The organism is Paraburkholderia sp. BL17N1, assembly GCF_003634175.1.
Lineage (GTDB): Bacteria > Pseudomonadota > Gammaproteobacteria > Burkholderiales > Burkholderiaceae > Paraburkholderia.
In genome coordinates this window covers 2,644,292-2,659,035 of sequence record NZ_RBIW01000001.1, presented here as the reverse complement: position 1 = coordinate 2,659,035, position 14,744 = coordinate 2,644,292, and the positions used below count along the sequence as shown (strand labels likewise).

At 65.1% G+C, this 14,744-nt stretch carries 13 protein-coding genes; 8 read left to right on the top strand and 5 right to left on the bottom strand.

Annotation, left to right across the window (positions count from 1 at the left end):
* Positions 1-15 precede the first annotated feature (15 nt).
* From B0G82_RS12005 to B0G82_RS11985, 4 genes are all read right to left on the bottom strand, one after another.
* Positions 16-1,494: a tetratricopeptide repeat protein gene (locus B0G82_RS12005; RefSeq protein ID WP_121307490.1), complete on the bottom strand. Its 1,479-nt coding sequence runs from the start codon at positions 1,492-1,494 to the stop codon at positions 16-18.
* 46 nt (positions 1,495-1,540) lie between these two features.
* Complete coding sequence (gene aroC, locus B0G82_RS12000; RefSeq protein WP_106286403.1) at positions 1,541-2,641, bottom strand: chorismate synthase; 1,101 nt, start codon at positions 2,639-2,641, stop codon at positions 1,541-1,543.
* Positions 2,642-3,014: 373 nt separating this feature from the next.
* Positions 3,015-4,952, bottom strand: a complete 1,938-nt coding sequence (locus B0G82_RS11990; protein WP_121307488.1) for an MFS transporter — start codon at positions 4,950-4,952, stop codon at positions 3,015-3,017.
* A 294-nt stretch (positions 4,953-5,246) separates the two neighbouring features.
* Entirely contained in the window at positions 5,247-5,708 is a 462-nt protein-coding gene (locus tag B0G82_RS11985; RefSeq protein ID WP_012433753.1) for a CBS domain-containing protein, read from the bottom strand.
* Between the two features lie 240 nt (positions 5,709-5,948).
* Between B0G82_RS11985 and B0G82_RS11980 the strand changes: the two genes are divergently transcribed.
* The 3 genes from B0G82_RS11980 to B0G82_RS11970 all read left to right on the top strand — a co-directional run bounded on the left by B0G82_RS11980 (position 5,949) and on the right by B0G82_RS11970 (position 8,621).
* Positions 5,949-7,292 carry an O-acetylhomoserine aminocarboxypropyltransferase gene (locus B0G82_RS11980; protein ID WP_121307487.1) on the top strand — a complete coding sequence of 448 codons (1,344 nt, stop codon included), beginning with the start codon at positions 5,949-5,951 and terminating at the stop codon, positions 7,290-7,292.
* Positions 7,289-8,122: an alpha/beta hydrolase gene (locus tag B0G82_RS11975; RefSeq protein ID WP_121307486.1), complete on the top strand. Its 834-nt coding sequence runs from the start codon at positions 7,289-7,291 to the stop codon at positions 8,120-8,122. The genes B0G82_RS11980 and B0G82_RS11975 overlap by 4 nt, the downstream gene beginning before the upstream one ends.
* A 178-nt stretch (positions 8,123-8,300) precedes the next feature.
* Positions 8,301-8,621: an Mpo1-like protein gene (locus B0G82_RS11970; RefSeq protein WP_012433756.1), complete on the top strand. Its 321-nt coding sequence runs from the start codon at positions 8,301-8,303 to the stop codon at positions 8,619-8,621.
* A 44-nt stretch (positions 8,622-8,665) separates the two neighbouring features.
* Here B0G82_RS11970 and B0G82_RS11965 read toward each other — a convergent pair whose 3' ends face one another.
* Complete coding sequence (locus tag B0G82_RS11965; protein ID WP_199730078.1) at positions 8,666-9,979, bottom strand: YihY family inner membrane protein; 1,314 nt, start codon at positions 9,977-9,979, stop codon at positions 8,666-8,668.
* Between the two features lie 121 nt (positions 9,980-10,100).
* Here B0G82_RS11965 and wrbA point away from each other — a divergent pair, with 121 nt between their 5' ends.
* From wrbA to B0G82_RS11940, 5 genes are all read left to right on the top strand, one after another.
* Positions 10,101-10,703 carry an NAD(P)H:quinone oxidoreductase gene (gene wrbA, locus B0G82_RS11960; RefSeq protein ID WP_106309597.1) on the top strand — a complete coding sequence of 201 codons (603 nt, stop codon included), beginning with the start codon at positions 10,101-10,103 and terminating at the stop codon, positions 10,701-10,703.
* Positions 10,700-11,224, top strand: a complete 525-nt coding sequence (locus tag B0G82_RS11955) for a DUF2069 domain-containing protein (protein ID WP_121307485.1) — start codon at positions 10,700-10,702, stop codon at positions 11,222-11,224. The genes wrbA and B0G82_RS11955 overlap by 4 nt, the downstream gene beginning before the upstream one ends.
* A gap of 55 nt (positions 11,225-11,279) precedes the next feature.
* On the top strand, positions 11,280-12,698 hold the full coding sequence (locus B0G82_RS11950; RefSeq protein ID WP_121307484.1) for an FAD-binding oxidoreductase: 1,419 nt from the start codon (positions 11,280-11,282) through the stop codon (positions 12,696-12,698).
* A gap of 49 nt (positions 12,699-12,747) precedes the next feature.
* Positions 12,748-13,554, top strand: a complete 807-nt coding sequence (locus B0G82_RS11945) for a metallophosphoesterase (RefSeq protein WP_121308666.1) — start codon at positions 12,748-12,750, stop codon at positions 13,552-13,554.
* 333 nt (positions 13,555-13,887) lie between these two features.
* A complete protein-coding gene (locus tag B0G82_RS11940; RefSeq protein ID WP_121307483.1) occupies positions 13,888-14,610 on the top strand; it encodes an SOS response-associated peptidase family protein in 723 nt (240 codons plus the stop codon).
* Positions 14,611-14,744: the final 134 nt, after the last annotated feature.

Below are 14,744 nucleotides of genomic sequence, written 5' to 3'. Positions count from 1 at the left end.
TGAAGGCAAGCAAACTCAGCGCCGCCCCACCGCTTCAATCCGCTCTCGCACCTTCGCCACCACCGGCGCCCAGTCGCCGACATGCGGCTGTCGAACTAACTCGATCGAATCGTACCAGGCAGTCTCCGGCGATCCATCGCCCCAGAACCAGGCGGAGACGTGGTCGATCATCAAACAGGTCGGCACGCCGAGCGCCCCCGCAAGATGCGCGGGCCCGCTATCGATCGTGACCACCAGATCCAGATTCGCAAGCAACGCTGCGACATCGTCGAAGCCGGACTGAAAATGATGCGTCAGATCGACGACGTCGAGACCCTTGGCCCGCCACTGCGCGACCGTCTCGCCGCGCCCCGGCGACACAGCGAAATAGGTCACACCGGCTACATTCAACAGCGGTTCGATTTGCTCGACTGGCACCGAACGCCGCGTATCGCGGATATGGTCCGGATTGCCGTTCCACACCAGACCGACCTTGCGATTGCCGCGCTTACCCGCCGTGTGCGCTTCGACTCGCTCACGCCATGTCTGCTCAAGAGCAGGATCAGCGCTCAAGTAGGGCGCGCCCCACCCCGTTGCGTCGACAATACCGAGCCGCAGCGGCAGGCTCATCAGCCCGCAATGAAAATCCGGCTGCGTCTCAAGACTCGTTTCGAGCGGCAAATCGGCGGGCAGCATTCTTTCGAATAGATGCCGCAGGGGTCCGTCGTGGCCGAAAATCACCCGGCCGCCCTCGCGCCGCGCCCGCTCGGCCAGCACCGGCAAAAAACGCACTGCCCACAGGCAATCGCCATTGCCTTGCTCGCCGTACACCACCAGCGTTTTGCCGGCAAGCGATTCGCCCTGCCAATGCGCACTGATCGCCGCGAGGGCTTGCTGCGCGTTATTCAGTTCGCCCGCCGCGAACGCGATGCGCGACTCGTAATGCGCCCAGCCCTCGGCAAAACGTCCACTGCGAATCTCGAGTTCCGACAGATCGAACAGCGCATGGGCGTTGTGCGGCGAAAGCGCCAGCACTTGCCGCAGCAACGCCTCGGCCTCGGCGAACCGCGCCTGCTCCTTGATACACAGCGCCAGCTTGTGAAGCGCCACCGGATTACCCGGCACGACGCGCACGGCTTCGCGTAAATGCGCTTCGGCCGCGGCGAAGTCATCGCGCTGCTGGACGGCCGCCGCGCGCCAGATCAACGCGTTGGCGTCTTCGGCATGGCGCGCGAGCAGCAGGCCGGTGGCCGAGTCGACCAATGCCCAGTCGCGCAACACGAACGCCGTTTGCGCAATCGTATGCAGCAGTGTCGGTTCGCAGGAAGGATCGAGTTGATAGGCGCGCACCAGCGCAGCAAGTGCCTCGCGCTGGCTCGCCTTGTCGCGGCCGGCGTGTTGCAGCAGCGCCAGACCGAACGCCAGGCAGTCGCCGGCGGCGGCATTGGGCGCGGCGGCTTGCGCACGCAGACCCGCGAGGTGGCTCGCGGACGGCGCGGAGTTGAGATCGGTCATGGAGAAGGCACTGCCAACGGGTACAGAGCTGCCTGAAGCAGGCCCGTTAAGGCGCGCTCGCCGCGATCTTCGGCGTGCTCACGGCTACGTCGCCGCATTGCGCGCGATGGCGCAGCGCATGGTCGATCAGCACCAGCGCGAGCATGGATTCAGCGATCGGCGTCGCGCGGATGCCGACGCACGGGTCATGCCGTCCGAACGTTTCGACGACGACCGGTTGCCCCGCCTTGTCGATCGAGCGGCGCGGCGTGCGAATGCTCGACGTCGGCTTGATCGCGATCGACACTGTCACGTCCTGGCCGGTCGAGATACCGCCGAGCACACCGCCCGCGTGATTGCCGACGAAACCCTCCGGCGTCAATTCGTCGCCATGCACCGAGCCGCGCTGCGCGACGCTGGCAAAGCCCGCGCCGATCTCGACACCCTTCACTGCGTTGATGCCCATCATGGCGTGCGCAATGTCCGCGTCGAGGCGGTCGAACAACGGCTCGCCGAGGCCGACCGGCACACCCGACGCCACGACGTTGATGCGCGCGCCGATCGAGTCGCCGTCTTTGCGCAGCGCGTCCATGTAGGCTTCGAGCTGCGGCACGATCTCCGCGTTAGGCGCGAAGAATGGGTTCTCGCGCACGTGCGCCCAATCGACGAACGGCACGTCGATCTCGCCGAGCGCCGCCATATACCCGCGAATCTCGGTGCCGAATTTCTCGCGCAGCCATTTCTTGGCGACCGCGCCCGCAGCCACCGTCGGCGCCGTGAGGCGAGCCGACGACCGGCCGCCGCCGCGATAGTCGCGGATGCCGTATTTCTGCCAGTAGGTGTAGTCGGCGTGGCCCGGGCGGAACGTGTCGGCGATGTTGCCGTAGTCCTTGCTGCGCTGGTCCGTATTGCGGATCAGGAGCGCGATCGGCGCGCCGGTGGTCTGGCCTTCGAACACGCCCGACAGAATCTCGACCTTGTCTTCTTCCTGACGCTGCGTGACGTGGCGCGACGTGCCGGGCTTGCGGCGGTCGAGTTCGAACTGGATGTCGGCTTCGTTGAGCGCCATGCCCGGCGGGCAGCCGTCGATCACACAGCCGATAGCGGGGCCGTGCGATTCGCCGAAGGTCGTGACAGTGAAAAGCGTACCGAGCGTGTTGCCGGACATGGGCGTCGTCCAAAGAAATGCGGGGAAAGCGTTATTATGCCAGCCCCGTGGCGTCCGGACCGCGTCGCGCGGCCGCTTTGGCCGATCGGCCAGGGGTGCATGCGCGAGCGCTTCCCGCTCGATCACCCGGTTTGTCAGGACACATGCCGCGCGATGTAGGAACGCTCGCATCGCCGCCGGCCCAAGTCATTCAGGCTGCGGGAATGCAAAACATCGCGAGTCGGAAATTTCTGCGCCGATGTTGCGCACAACTTGGCCGGCAATCTGCGCCTGGCCGGCGCCGGCATTCCACCACCTTTCACCCGAGCCCCGCCCGCGCTGGCATCTTTCGTTTTCCGTGACGCCGTTCGCGGGCTTCAGCGCCGCGGTCACGCTACTTCCGTGCCCCGCGCAACTCGGTGACGATCTGCTGCAACTTCTCCGGCGTTGCCAATGCCGGCTCGATCGGCTCGCCCACCGCCAGCGTCAGGCGACTCATGACGCCCTTCTGGATCGGCCGCGGCCAGCGCGCGTCGCCCGCGCGCGAAAACACGCTGCCCCACAGGCCGCGCAACGCCATGGGAATAACCGGCGCCGGCGTGCGCCGGATGATCTCGGTGACGCCATGACGGAACGGATTCATGTCGCCGGTTCTGGTCAGCTTGCCCTCCGGGAAGATGCAGACCAGATCGCCCTCCGCGAGCGCCTGCGCGCAGCGTTCGTAGGCGCGCGTCAGCAGTTGGGGGTCCTGATGCGCGGGCGCGATCGGAATTGCCTTGGCGTGACGAAACACCCAGCCGGCGAACGGCGATTTGAAGATCTGGTGGTCCATCACGAAACGGATCGGCCGCGGGCTCTCGGCCATGATGACGATCGCGTCGACGAAACTCACGTGATTACAGACCAGCACGGCCGCGCCTTCTTCCGGAATGCGCTCGGCATGGACGAGGCGAATCCGGTAGAACGTGTGCACCAGCACCCACGCGATGAAGCGCAGCAGAAACTCCGGCACCAGCGAGTAGATATAGGTCGCCACCACGATATTGAGCAGCGCGGTGACGAGAAAAATCGCCGGAATGCTGAAGCCCGCAGAAGTCAGAGCGACGGCCATCAGCGACGAAACGATCATGAACAGCGAGTTCAGGATATTGTTCGCCGCGATGATGCGCGCACGGTGGCTCGGCTGGCTGCGGCTCTGGATCAACGCATACAGCGGCACGCTGTAGAAGCCGCCGAACATGGCGAGCAGGAACAGATCGGCCAGCACTCGCCAGTGCGCGGGCCGCAGAACGAACTCGCCTACGCTCAGCAGATGTCCCGGCAGCGGTAGCGCGTGGCTAGCGAAAAACAGGTCGATCGCGAACACGCTCATGCCGATCGAACCGAGCGGCACAAGCCCGATTTCGATGCGCCGCTTCGAGAGCTTTTCGCACATCAGCGAGCCGAGGCCGATGCCGATCGAGAAGGTGCCGAGCAGCACGGTCACAACGTCCGGATCGGCCGACAGCACATTCTTCGCGAAGCTGAAAAACGATGACAGGAAAATCGCGCCGACGAACCACAACCAGGAAATCCCAAGCAGACTCAGAAACACGGTGCGGTTCTCGCGCGCCAGTTTGAGGTTGCGCCACGTCTCGCTGACCGGATTCCAATTGATGCGCAGATCGGCCTGCGGCGCCGGCGTGGTCGGCACGAAGCTCGACACCACGCGCCCGACCAGCGCGATCGCAACGCACGCACAGGCCAGCACCACCGCGCCATGTTCGACAAAACCCGCGCCCACTCCGCCGACGATCGTACCGATCAGGATCGCCACGAAGGTGCCCATTTCGACCATGCCGTTGCCGCCGACCAGTTCCGCCTTCGACAGATGCTGCGGCAAATAGGAGTATTTGACCGGCCCGAACACGGTGGAGTGCACGCCCATCAGAAACGTGCACAGGTACAGGAGCGGCGCGCTATGCAGCCAGAAACCCGCGCCGCCAACCAGCATCACGACGATTTCGAAACTCTTGACCGAGCGCGTGAGCATCGCCTTGTCGTACTTGTCGGCAATCTGGCCGGAGGTGGCCGACAGCAGCACGAACGGCAGAATGAAAATGGCCGAGATCAGGAACGCCGCCGTTTTCGGATCGACTCCGGAAAAGCGCGCCGCCTGATACGTGACAAGCGACGTGAAGCCGATCTTGAACACGTTGTCGTTCATCGCGCCGAGGAACTGGGTCCAGAAAAACGGCGCGAAACGGCGCTGACTGAGCAGCCGGAACTGGGATTCGTGCGCCTCGTGTTGACGGGCAGCGCGGCGGGCAGCAGGTAACGGACGATCGCTCATGGAATTCCAAACACAGGCTGGAAGAACGACATGGAAGAAAGTGCCATGCACGGTGTTGCGTGTGGGCGGGTCGCCGGGCGCCGCGCGGTGCCGGATTGCAAACCCCGGACTGCAAATCCATTACGCGCGCTCGCGCGGGCCTCGGCGTCGTGCCGGCCCCCGAACTGGACACGAAACTCCACATGAGGCGGAACCCAGCGCCGGACACAAAAAAAGCGCACGCTTTCGCGCGCGCCTCGACTGCCTTTTCGCGCTCACAGCAACGACCAGCGCGTCGCAGTGAATCGCCGCGCATTAACGCGCCGGCTGCTGTTCCTGCTGTTCTTCCGGCCAGTCGCGGATATATGCCTTGAGCATGCGGTTTTCGAAGCCCTGCTCTTCGACCACTGCCTTGGCGACGTCGTAGAACGAAATCACGCCCATTAGCGTGCGGCTTTCCAGCACCGGCAGATAACGCACGTGATGCTCGAGCATCATGCGGCGGACTTCGTTGACGTCCGTTTCCGGCGTGCAGGTGAGCGGATGGTCGTCCATCACCTTGCGGATCGTGGAAGTGCCGACGCTGCCGCCGTTCTTGCTCAGCGTCAGCATGATTTCGCGGAATGTGAGCATGCCGACGAGGTCGCCGTACTCCATCACCACCAGCGAGCCGATGTCGTGCTCGGCCATGGCATTGACTGCGTCGTGCAGCGTGGTATCCGGCGTGACCGTGAATAGGGTATTGCCTTTGACTTTGAGGATGTCGCTGACTCGCATGATCTGTCTCCCGTAGTGCCCGCTAAGCTGGTAAAGCATCGATGTTTTTCGATCCTAGCGGAAAGACCCATAAAAGGAAAGCGGCCCGCCCACCAAGGCGCAGCGGGCGTTCGCCGGTTCGAAGCGGTGCTTGCGCGCGCACCCACATCGGGAAAACCGCGCTTGAAGCGCCGCATGCCGGTGATAGGATGGCCGCCACTTTCACCATTCGCGAGGCCGTCCGTGGCCTCGCCGTCCAGCATGTCCGCCAACCGTTTCGACACGCTTGCGCTGCACGCCGGCGCTGCTCCCGACCCGACAACCGGCGCGCGCGCCACGCCGATTTACCAGACTACCTCGTTTTCGTTCCGCGACTCGGACCACGCCGCGGCGCTCTTCAATATGGAGCGCGCCGGTCACGTGTACTCACGCATCTCGAACCCGACCGTGGCCGTGTTCGAGGAACGCGTCGCCGCGCTGGAAAACGGCGCGGGCGCGATCGGCACGGCAAGCGGCCAGGCGGCCTTGCATCTGGCCATCGCCACGCTGATGGGCGCGGGCTCGCACATCGTCGCCTCCAGCGCGCTGTACGGCGGCTCGCACAATCTGCTGCACTACACGTTGCGGCGCTTCGGTATCGAGACGACCTTCGTCAAGCCCGGCGACCTCGATGCGTGGCGCACCGCGCTGCGTCCGAACACGCGGTTGCTGTTCGGCGAAACACTCGGCAATCCGGGCCTCGACGTGCTCGATATCGCCGCCGTGGCGCAGATCGCGCATGAGCACCGCGTGCCGCTGCTGGTCGACTCGACTTTCACCACGCCTTATCTGCTTAGACCGTTCGAACACGGCGCGGACTTCGTTTATCACTCGGCCACCAAATTTCTCGGCGGCCATGGCACGACGATCGGCGGCGTGCTGGTGGACGGCGGCACGTTCGACTTCGAAGCCTCCGGGCGTTTTCCCGAATTCACCGAGCCTTACGACGGCTTTCACTGCATGGTGTTCAGCGAGGAAAGCACCGTCGCGCCGTTCCTTCTGCGAGCACGCCGCGAAGGCCTGCGCGACTTCGGCGCCTGCCTGCATCCACAGGCCGCGTGGCAACTGCTGCAAGGCATCGAAACGCTGCCGTTGCGGATGGAGCGGCACGTTGCCAATACACGCCGCGTGGTCGAATTCCTGGCCGGTCACGCGGCAGTCGAATCCGTCGCCTATCCGGAGTTGCCGACGCACCCGGATCACGCCCTTGCGAAGCGCCTGCTGCCGCGCGGCGCCGGCGCGGTGTTCAGCTTCAATCTGCGCGGCGACCGCGCCGCCGGGCGCAGTTTTATCGAGGCGCTCTCGCTGTTCTCGCATCTCGCGAACGTGGGCGACGCGCGCTCGCTCGTGATCCATCCCGCATCGACCACGCACTTTCGCATGGACGCCGCCGCACTCGCCGCGGCCGGCATAGCCGAAGGCACGATCCGCCTCTCGATCGGCCTTGAAGACCCGGACGATCTGATCGACGACCTCAAGCGCGCATTGAAAGCCGCACAGAAAGCGGGCGCGACGAGCGCGCCGCATGCCGGCACAGCCGCCCAACCCCGCCCGGAGTCAGCATGATCCTGACCGTTCAAGGCAAACCCGCCTACGCGTACACCGGCGGCAAAGCGTTCGATGCGAACCTGCCGACCGCCGTCTTCATCCACGGCGCCGAGCACGATCACAGCGTGTGGGCGCTGCAAACGCGCTACTTCGCGCATCACGGCTTCAACGTGCTGGCCGTGGATCTGCCCGGTCACTGCCGCAGTGGCGGCCCGGCGCTGACCACCGTGCCGGCCATGGCCGACTGGCTGGCCGCGCTGCTCGACGCCGCCGGTGTGCAACGCGCCTTCGTGGCCGGCCACAGCATGGGCTCGCTGATCGCGCTCGACTTCGCCGGCCGCTATCCGGAACGGGCAACGCATCTCGCCCTGCTTGCCACGGCGATTCCGATGGCCGTCTCCGACGCGCTGCTCGACGCCGCCTTGCACCGTGAGCCCGAAGCGATCGCCATGGTCAATCAATGGTCGCATTCGACCTTCGCAGCCAAACCCTCCTTCCCCGGCCCCGGCTTCTGGCTGCACGGCATGAACCAGCGTTTGATGGAGCGTGTCTCGGCAAGCGGCGAGCCGAACCTGTTCCACACCGACTTCGCCGCCTGCAACAGCTATGCGGACGGCCTCGCCCGCGCCGCGCAGGTGCGCTGCGCCGTACGCCTGATCGTCGGCCGGAGCGATGCGATGACGCCGCCGCGCGCCGCCAAAGCACTTGCGGGCGCCCTGGCGCAGGCCGGCGTACCGGTCGACACAGTCACGCTCGAAGCCGGTCACGCGCTCATGTCCGAGCAACCCGACGCCACGCTCGACGCCCTCTTTGGCTTCGCTTCCAGAGCGCCCCGCGAGGTCCGATAAACGTCACGAGCCATCACGATAACCGCGCGAAGAGCGGCGCGCCATTGGCCGAATGGCCAGGTTGCGCGCGTCGGCCGATAGCCGCACAATGGATCAAGCCTGTCCTGTTTCGAGCGCGCGTGCCTGGCATGTTGGCGCACGCCGGAGCATCGAGAAGCGTCGCAATCCGGAGGCCGTGATGGCTCAAACCGCGCACACCGATCACTTCGCGAGTTTCGCGGAGTTCTATCCGTACTATCTGAGCGAGCATCGCAACACGGTCTCGCGGCGGCTGCATTTCGTGGGATCGCTCGGCGTGATCGGCTGTCTCGCCATGGCGCTCGCCACTGGCGACTGGCTATGGCTGCCCGCCGCCGTGATCTGCGGGTACGGCTTCGCCTGGGTCGGGCATTTCTTCTTCGAGAAGAACCGGCCGGCTACCTTCCGGCATCCGCTTTACAGCCTGATGGGCGACTGGGTGATGTTCAAGGACATCTGCGTCGGCAAGATTTCGCTGTAGCGATGCGCTGGTTTTCAGCGCCGACAGTACGCATTCCGTGCGACTCAGGCCGCCTGATGCGGCATGGAAGGTGTGCCGGGTTCGCTCTGCTCGGCAGGCGCCGCACGAGCGGCCGCGCGCGCGGTCATCAACGCGGCGAGTGTGACTTTCAGCTTGTCGTTTTCCAGCGCCGCCAGCAGCATCTGGCCATCCACGCGGGTGGACGCCAGTTGCAGCTGATACTCGAGTTCGGCGCGGTCGATCACGAACAGCTCGAACAGGCGCTCAACCGTGATCTGCGCCGGATTCGCCAGCAACAGGAAGTGCGGACGCATGCCGTCCTCCTGCAGGCGCGCGATCCATTCGATCTCCTCGAGTTTCTGCAGCAGGTTGATGGTGGTGTCCATATCGCGTCGAAGCATTCGCGAAAGTTCGGGTACGGTGTAGCCGCGCTTGCCTGCCTCACGCGCTTCCGAGAGCCGCGCGAGCAGTTCGAGCGAGTCGAACAGATTGCTGCCCTCGAAGGTGGGCCGATGAAACTGGCCGATGCGAATGGCCGGCAACGCGGACGCGATCATCGCGCCGGCAAGCGTGATGAACCAGCACAGATACATCCACACCAGGAATAGCGGCACGGCCGCGAATGCGCCGTACACCGCGGTGTAGGTCGGAATGCGCCGCACGTAATAGCCGAAGCCGCGCTTCGCCAGTTCGAAGGCGATCGCCGCGGTCACGCCGCCAATCACCGCGTCGCGCCATTCCACGCGGCAATTCGGCAGGTAGACATAGAGAATCGTGAAGGCGAGCGCGGTGAGCGGCAGCGCCGCGCCCGCGAGCGCCCATTCGATGACGGGCGTCATGCGCTGCGCCGCCGTGAAGGTCATGGACTGCGTGAACAGATACGACGATATCGACAAACTCACGCCGATCAGAATCGGCCCGAGCGTGATGATCGCCCAATACACCAGAATGCGCTGCGCGATCGGCCGCGCCTTGCGCACGCGCCAGATCACGTTGAAAGCGGATTCGACCGTCATCATCGTCATCACGGCGGTGACGAACAGAAAGATCATGCCGATGGTCGTGAGACCCTTCGCCTTCGCCGCAAACTGATTCAGATAGTTAAAAATCTGACTGTTGAGCTGCGCGGGCATCAGGTGGTCGGCAAGAAAAATCTGCAGCGACATCTGGAACGAAGCAAAGATCGGAAACGCCGTGAACAGCGCGAACGCAACCGTCGCGAGCGGCACGAGCGAGAGCATGGTGGTGAACGTGAGGCTGCCGGCCACCTGCGGAATGCGGTCTTCGCTACTGCGCTGCGCGGCAAATTGCGCGAGCCGTTTGAGCGTGTCGAGATCGAAACGCACCCTGGACAACAAACCCCACCTCCTTGCTGCATGCACCGGTATGACAGGACCGCGCGCGAGACCTGGCCGAATGGCTATGGGCGGCCTGTGGAGCGGACCCAGCCCCTATAATACCCGTTCACCGATGAGGCCTATGAAAGACATTCTCGTGCTCTATTACAGCCGTCACGGCGCCACGCGCGAGCTCGCGCTGGCGATCGCGCACGGCGTCGACAGCGTTCCCGGCATGCAGGCGCGCGTGCGTACCGTGCCGGCGGTGTCCACCGTCTGCGAAGCGACCCAGCCCGATATTCCCGCCGAGGGGCCGCCCTACGTCGAACTGCGCGACCTCGAAGATTGCGCCGGTCTCGCACTCGGTTCGCCTACCCGCTTCGGCAACATGGCCGCGTCGCTGAAATATTTTCTCGACGGCACCACGCCGCAGTGGCTGTCCGGCGCGCTTGCCGGCAAACCCGCTTGCGTGTTCACGTCCACCGGCAGTTTGCACGGTGGCCAGGAGTCCACCCTGCTCTCCATGATGCTGCCGCTTCTGCATCACGGCATGCTGATCGTCGGCATTCCGTATACGGAGAGCGCATTGAGCACCACGCAAACCGGCGGCACGCCGTACGGCGCGTCGCATTTCGCGCGCGCGGGCAGCGCCGAACACGGTATCTCGGCGGACGAGAAGACGCTCGCCATCGCGCTCGGCGCGCGCGTCGCGCGCACGGCGGCATCCATGAGTGAAAGGCCGTGAACGAGCCGCACGCGCAACCGGCCGGCGCGTCGAACGCCGACACCGCAACGCGGGCGCCCGCGCCTCCGAGCGCTCCGCCCGTGCCGCGAAATCGCGCCGCCGCGCTCGGCGCCACCACGACCCTGGTCGCGCTGATCGTCGTGTCCGTCGTGTGGGAATGGTGGCTCGCGCCGCTGCGCCCCGGCGGTTCGGCGCTGGTGCTCAAGGCGGTGCCGTTGCTGCTCGCGTTGCCTGGCGTCTGGCGGCATCGGCTTTATACGCTGCAATGGGCGTCGATGCTGATCCTGCTGTATTTTGCCGAAGGCATTGTGCGTGGCTGGAGCGACCGCGGGCCGAGCGCAGGGCTCGGCTGGCTGGAAGCCGCGCTCTCCGTGGTCTTCTTCGTCTGCTCGCTGGCCTACGTCGCGCCGTACAAACGCGCGGCGAAACGAGCAGCAAAGCAGGCTGCAATTCAACCCGCAATTCAGCCAGCTAATCACGCCGGAAGCGAGCCGGCCGATCACGCCAATCCGTCCGGCTGACAAGAAACGCTCCGCCTCGCCCGACATTTCCGTCCGAATACGCTGACCGACCGACATGACCCAAACCGCTTTCCTCGCCGCCTGCCGCGACGCCATCGGCGCCGCGCAGGTGCTGACCGTTCCGCATGACACCGCCCCGTATCTGACCGACTGGCGCCGCCGCTACACCGGCGCGGCGTGCGCAGTGCTGTGCCCGGCCACATCTGACGAAGTCGCGGCACTCGTGAAGCTCGCCGTCGAGCATCGCATCGCGCTGGTTCCGCAAGGCGGCAACACGGGCCTTGCCGGCGGCGCCACGCCGGACGCAAGCGGCGCGCAGGCGGTCATCAGCTTGCGGCGTCTGAACCGGGTGCGCGACATCGATTCGCACAACAATACGATCACGGTCGAAGCCGGCGTGATTCTCGCCGAAGTGCAAAAGCACGCCGACGAGGCCGGCCGCCTCTTCCCCTTGAGCCTCGCCGCCGAAGGCAGCTGCACGATCGGCGGCAATCTCGCCACCAATGCGGGCGGCACCGGCGTGCTCCGCTACGGCAACGCCCGCGAGTTGTGCGTCGGGCTCGAAGTGGTCACGCCGCAAGGCGAACTGTGGGATGGCCTGCGCGGACTGCGCAAGGACAACACCGGCTACGATCTGCGTGACCTGTTCATCGGCGCGGAAGGCACGCTCGGCATCATCACCGCCGCCGTGCTCAAGTTGCATCCGCAACCGGCCGCGCGCGTCACGGCGCTCGCCGCGCTCGCGTCGCCGCATGCCGCGCTCGACTTTCTGTCGCTCACGCAGCGTGCCGCCGGGCCGCTGTTGACCGGGTTCGAATTGATGTCCGATTTCTGCCTGCGGCTGGTCGGCCGGCATTTCGAGCAGATGCGCTATCCGTTCGCCGAGCCGCACGCGCAAGTCGTGCTGCTCGAACTGTCGGACAGCGAAAGCGAGGAGCACGCGCGCCAACTGTTCGAGCGTCTGATGGAGACGGCGCTCGAAAACGGCCTGGTGCAAGACGCGGTGGTCGCGGAAAATCTCAGCCAGTCGCGGGCGTTCTGGAATCTGCGTGAACACATTCCGCTCGCCCAGGCCGAGGAAGGCCTGAACATCAAGCACGACATCGCGGTGCCGATCTCGAGTATCGGCCGCTTCATCGAGGAAACCGACGCGGCGATCGCGCAGGCCGTGCCCGGCGCGCGCATGGTGACGTTCGGCCATCTCGGCGACGGCAATCTGCACTACAACGTGCAGGCGCCCGAGGGCGGTGACGCGAAAGCGTTCCTCAGGCAATACCAGAGCCCGATCAACCGGATTGTCTACGACAGCGTGCACCGGCATCGCGGCAGCATCAGCGCGGAACACGGGCTCGGCCAGTTGAAGATCGACGAGGCGATGCACTACAAGCAGGACGTCGAGGTGCAGTTGATGCGAACCGTCAAACACGCGCTCGATCCGCTGAATCTGATGAATCCTGGCAAGGTGCTACGCTAGCGTTTGAAGCTCCGCGTCCCTTGCGGAGGCCATTGTAGGAGTCGTGGTCGTGAAGATTCGAGTGCTGTCCGATCTGCATCTGGAGAACGACGAGCCCGAGCTGATTCCGCATGCGCAGGCGGATCTGATCGTGCTCGCCGGCGACATCCACAATCACGCGGCCGGACCGCGCTGGGCCGCGCAAACTTTCGACGGCGCCGTGCCGGTGGTCTACGTGCCCGGCAATCACGAGTACTACGACGGCGAGTTCGGCGCGCTTGACGCCGCGCTGTACGACGCGGCAGCGCAGGTCGATAACGTGCACGTCTTGAACAACACCGCGCTGATCGACCCGCAAGGCCGGTGGCGCGTGCTCGGCACGACCTTGTGGACCGACTTCGCGTTGTACGGAAGCGATCCGGACATGCTCGCCGAATCGATCGAGGCGTCGCGAAAGGTGATGCTCGACTTCCGCGGACTGATTCAGATGAACTGGCCGCACGACACCCACGACGCCACGCGCGACTTCACGCCCGGCGACTCGCTCGCGTTGCACCGGCAAGCGCGCGCCTGGCTCGAAAGCGAGCTGGCCAAACCGTTCGGCGGCAAGACGATTGTTGTCACGCATCACGCGCCGCATCGGCTGAGTCTGGCCGAGCGCTATGCGGAAGACCACGTGTCGGCGGGCTTCGTCAATCACTTGCCGGACCTCGTGGGGCCGCCCGTCGCGCTGTGGATTCATGGGCATACTCATACGCCGTTCGACTACAGCGTGAACGGCACGCGCGTGGTCTGCAATCCGCGCGGCTATCGCGACCGGCGTACTGGCCAGTTGGAGAATCCGCTTTTTGCGTGGGATAAGGTCGTCGAGATTTAGCGGTCGCTTGAGGTGGCTTGGGGCGCGCACGACTTGGCGCCGCTGATCGCTCGGGACGGCTGGGCTGGGCTGGGTTCGGCTGGGCTGGGTTCGGCTTGGCCGGGGCGGCGTCGCTCGGGTCGGCTTCGCTTAAATCCGCTTGGCTTGAATCGGCATGGCTTGGATCCGCTTAGAGCCACTGGGCCGACTCGAGTCCCTCGGCATAGTTGCCGCCTTGGGGCCGATCTGAATAGCGCGCCCGCACAGCACGCACTACGCTGTCGTAGGTTGTCGAATCGCGGTTATCCGGCCGCGGTTATCGAAACCCAGGCCGGTCGTCCCCGGAGGTCGCTCATGTGTGGTCGAATCAGCCAGTATCGCGAGCCGCGTTTCTACACCGAGCACCTCGGCCTCGCCGACCCGCTCATGCTCTTCGATGCCGCCGACCGCCGTCCCGGCTACAACCTCGCGCCCGGCACCCACCCGCTCGCCATCTACCCGGATCAAACGGTGCACGCGATCCACTGGGGTTATTGCCCTGACTGGGCGCGCGAACAGCATCTGCCGCAAACGATCAATGCGCGAGCCGACGCCGCGCCGAACGGGCGCTACTTCAAGGAGTTGTGGAAAACCGGACGCGTATTGGTGCCGGCAGACGGCTGGTTCGAGTGGCGCATGGAAACCGCGGCCGTGCCCATCATCGGGAATCGTAAAGACAGACCAGACGAGCCGTCAGACCGCCAGCCCTACTTCGTGCATTTGAAGAGTGACGCGCCCATGTATCTCGCGGCGCTCTCGAGCGTGCGCGGCACTGAACCGCAAACGGAAGGCATGGGGATGGTGATCGTGACGGCGGTCGCCGACGCGGGTCTCGTCGACGTGCACGACCGCCGTCCGCTGGCATTCGCGCCGGACGCGGCGCGCCGCTGGCTGGACCCTGAATTGCCGCTCGATGAACTTGAGCAGCTGACGCGCACCACCGGCATCGCCGCCGCGCGCTTTTGTTGGCATAGAGTGAGCCACGAAGTGGACCGCACGCTGAACGACGAGCCGGGTCTGATCGCAGCAGTAAACTGAATTTGAGCGCCTGATAGGGGCGCGGAAGGCGGGTGAACCACGGCGGCCCAAAGCTTAAGCGCCCAATCGCCGCGCGCAAAGCTCAACGTAAGCGAGGGACGTGAGCTCGGATCAACTCCGTCACCCCAAGGACA

Excerpts from the sequence above, each read along its gene's own strand:
- B0G82_RS12005 (WP_121307490.1), bottom strand. The coding sequence starts at position 1,494 with ATGACCGATCTCAACTCCGCGCCGTCCGCGAGCCACCTCGCGGGTCTG.
- aroC (WP_106286403.1), bottom strand. The coding sequence starts at position 2,641 with ATGTCCGGCAACACGCTCGGTACGCTTTTCACTGTCACGACCTTCGGC.
- B0G82_RS11990 (WP_121307488.1), bottom strand. The coding sequence starts at position 4,952 with ATGAGCGATCGTCCGTTACCTGCTGCCCGCCGCGCTGCCCGTCAACAC.
- B0G82_RS11985 (WP_012433753.1), bottom strand. The coding sequence starts at position 5,708 with ATGCGAGTCAGCGACATCCTCAAAGTCAAAGGCAATACCCTATTCACG.
- B0G82_RS11980 (WP_121307487.1), top strand. The coding sequence starts at position 5,949 with ATGTCCGCCAACCGTTTCGACACGCTTGCGCTGCACGCCGGCGCTGCT.
- B0G82_RS11975 (WP_121307486.1), top strand. The coding sequence starts at position 7,289 with ATGATCCTGACCGTTCAAGGCAAACCCGCCTACGCGTACACCGGCGGC.
- B0G82_RS11970 (WP_012433756.1), top strand. The coding sequence starts at position 8,301 with ATGGCTCAAACCGCGCACACCGATCACTTCGCGAGTTTCGCGGAGTTC.
- wrbA (WP_106309597.1), top strand. The coding sequence starts at position 10,101 with ATGAAAGACATTCTCGTGCTCTATTACAGCCGTCACGGCGCCACGCGC.
- B0G82_RS11950 (WP_121307484.1), top strand. The coding sequence starts at position 11,280 with ATGACCCAAACCGCTTTCCTCGCCGCCTGCCGCGACGCCATCGGCGCC.
- B0G82_RS11940 (WP_121307483.1), top strand. The coding sequence starts at position 13,888 with ATGTGTGGTCGAATCAGCCAGTATCGCGAGCCGCGTTTCTACACCGAG.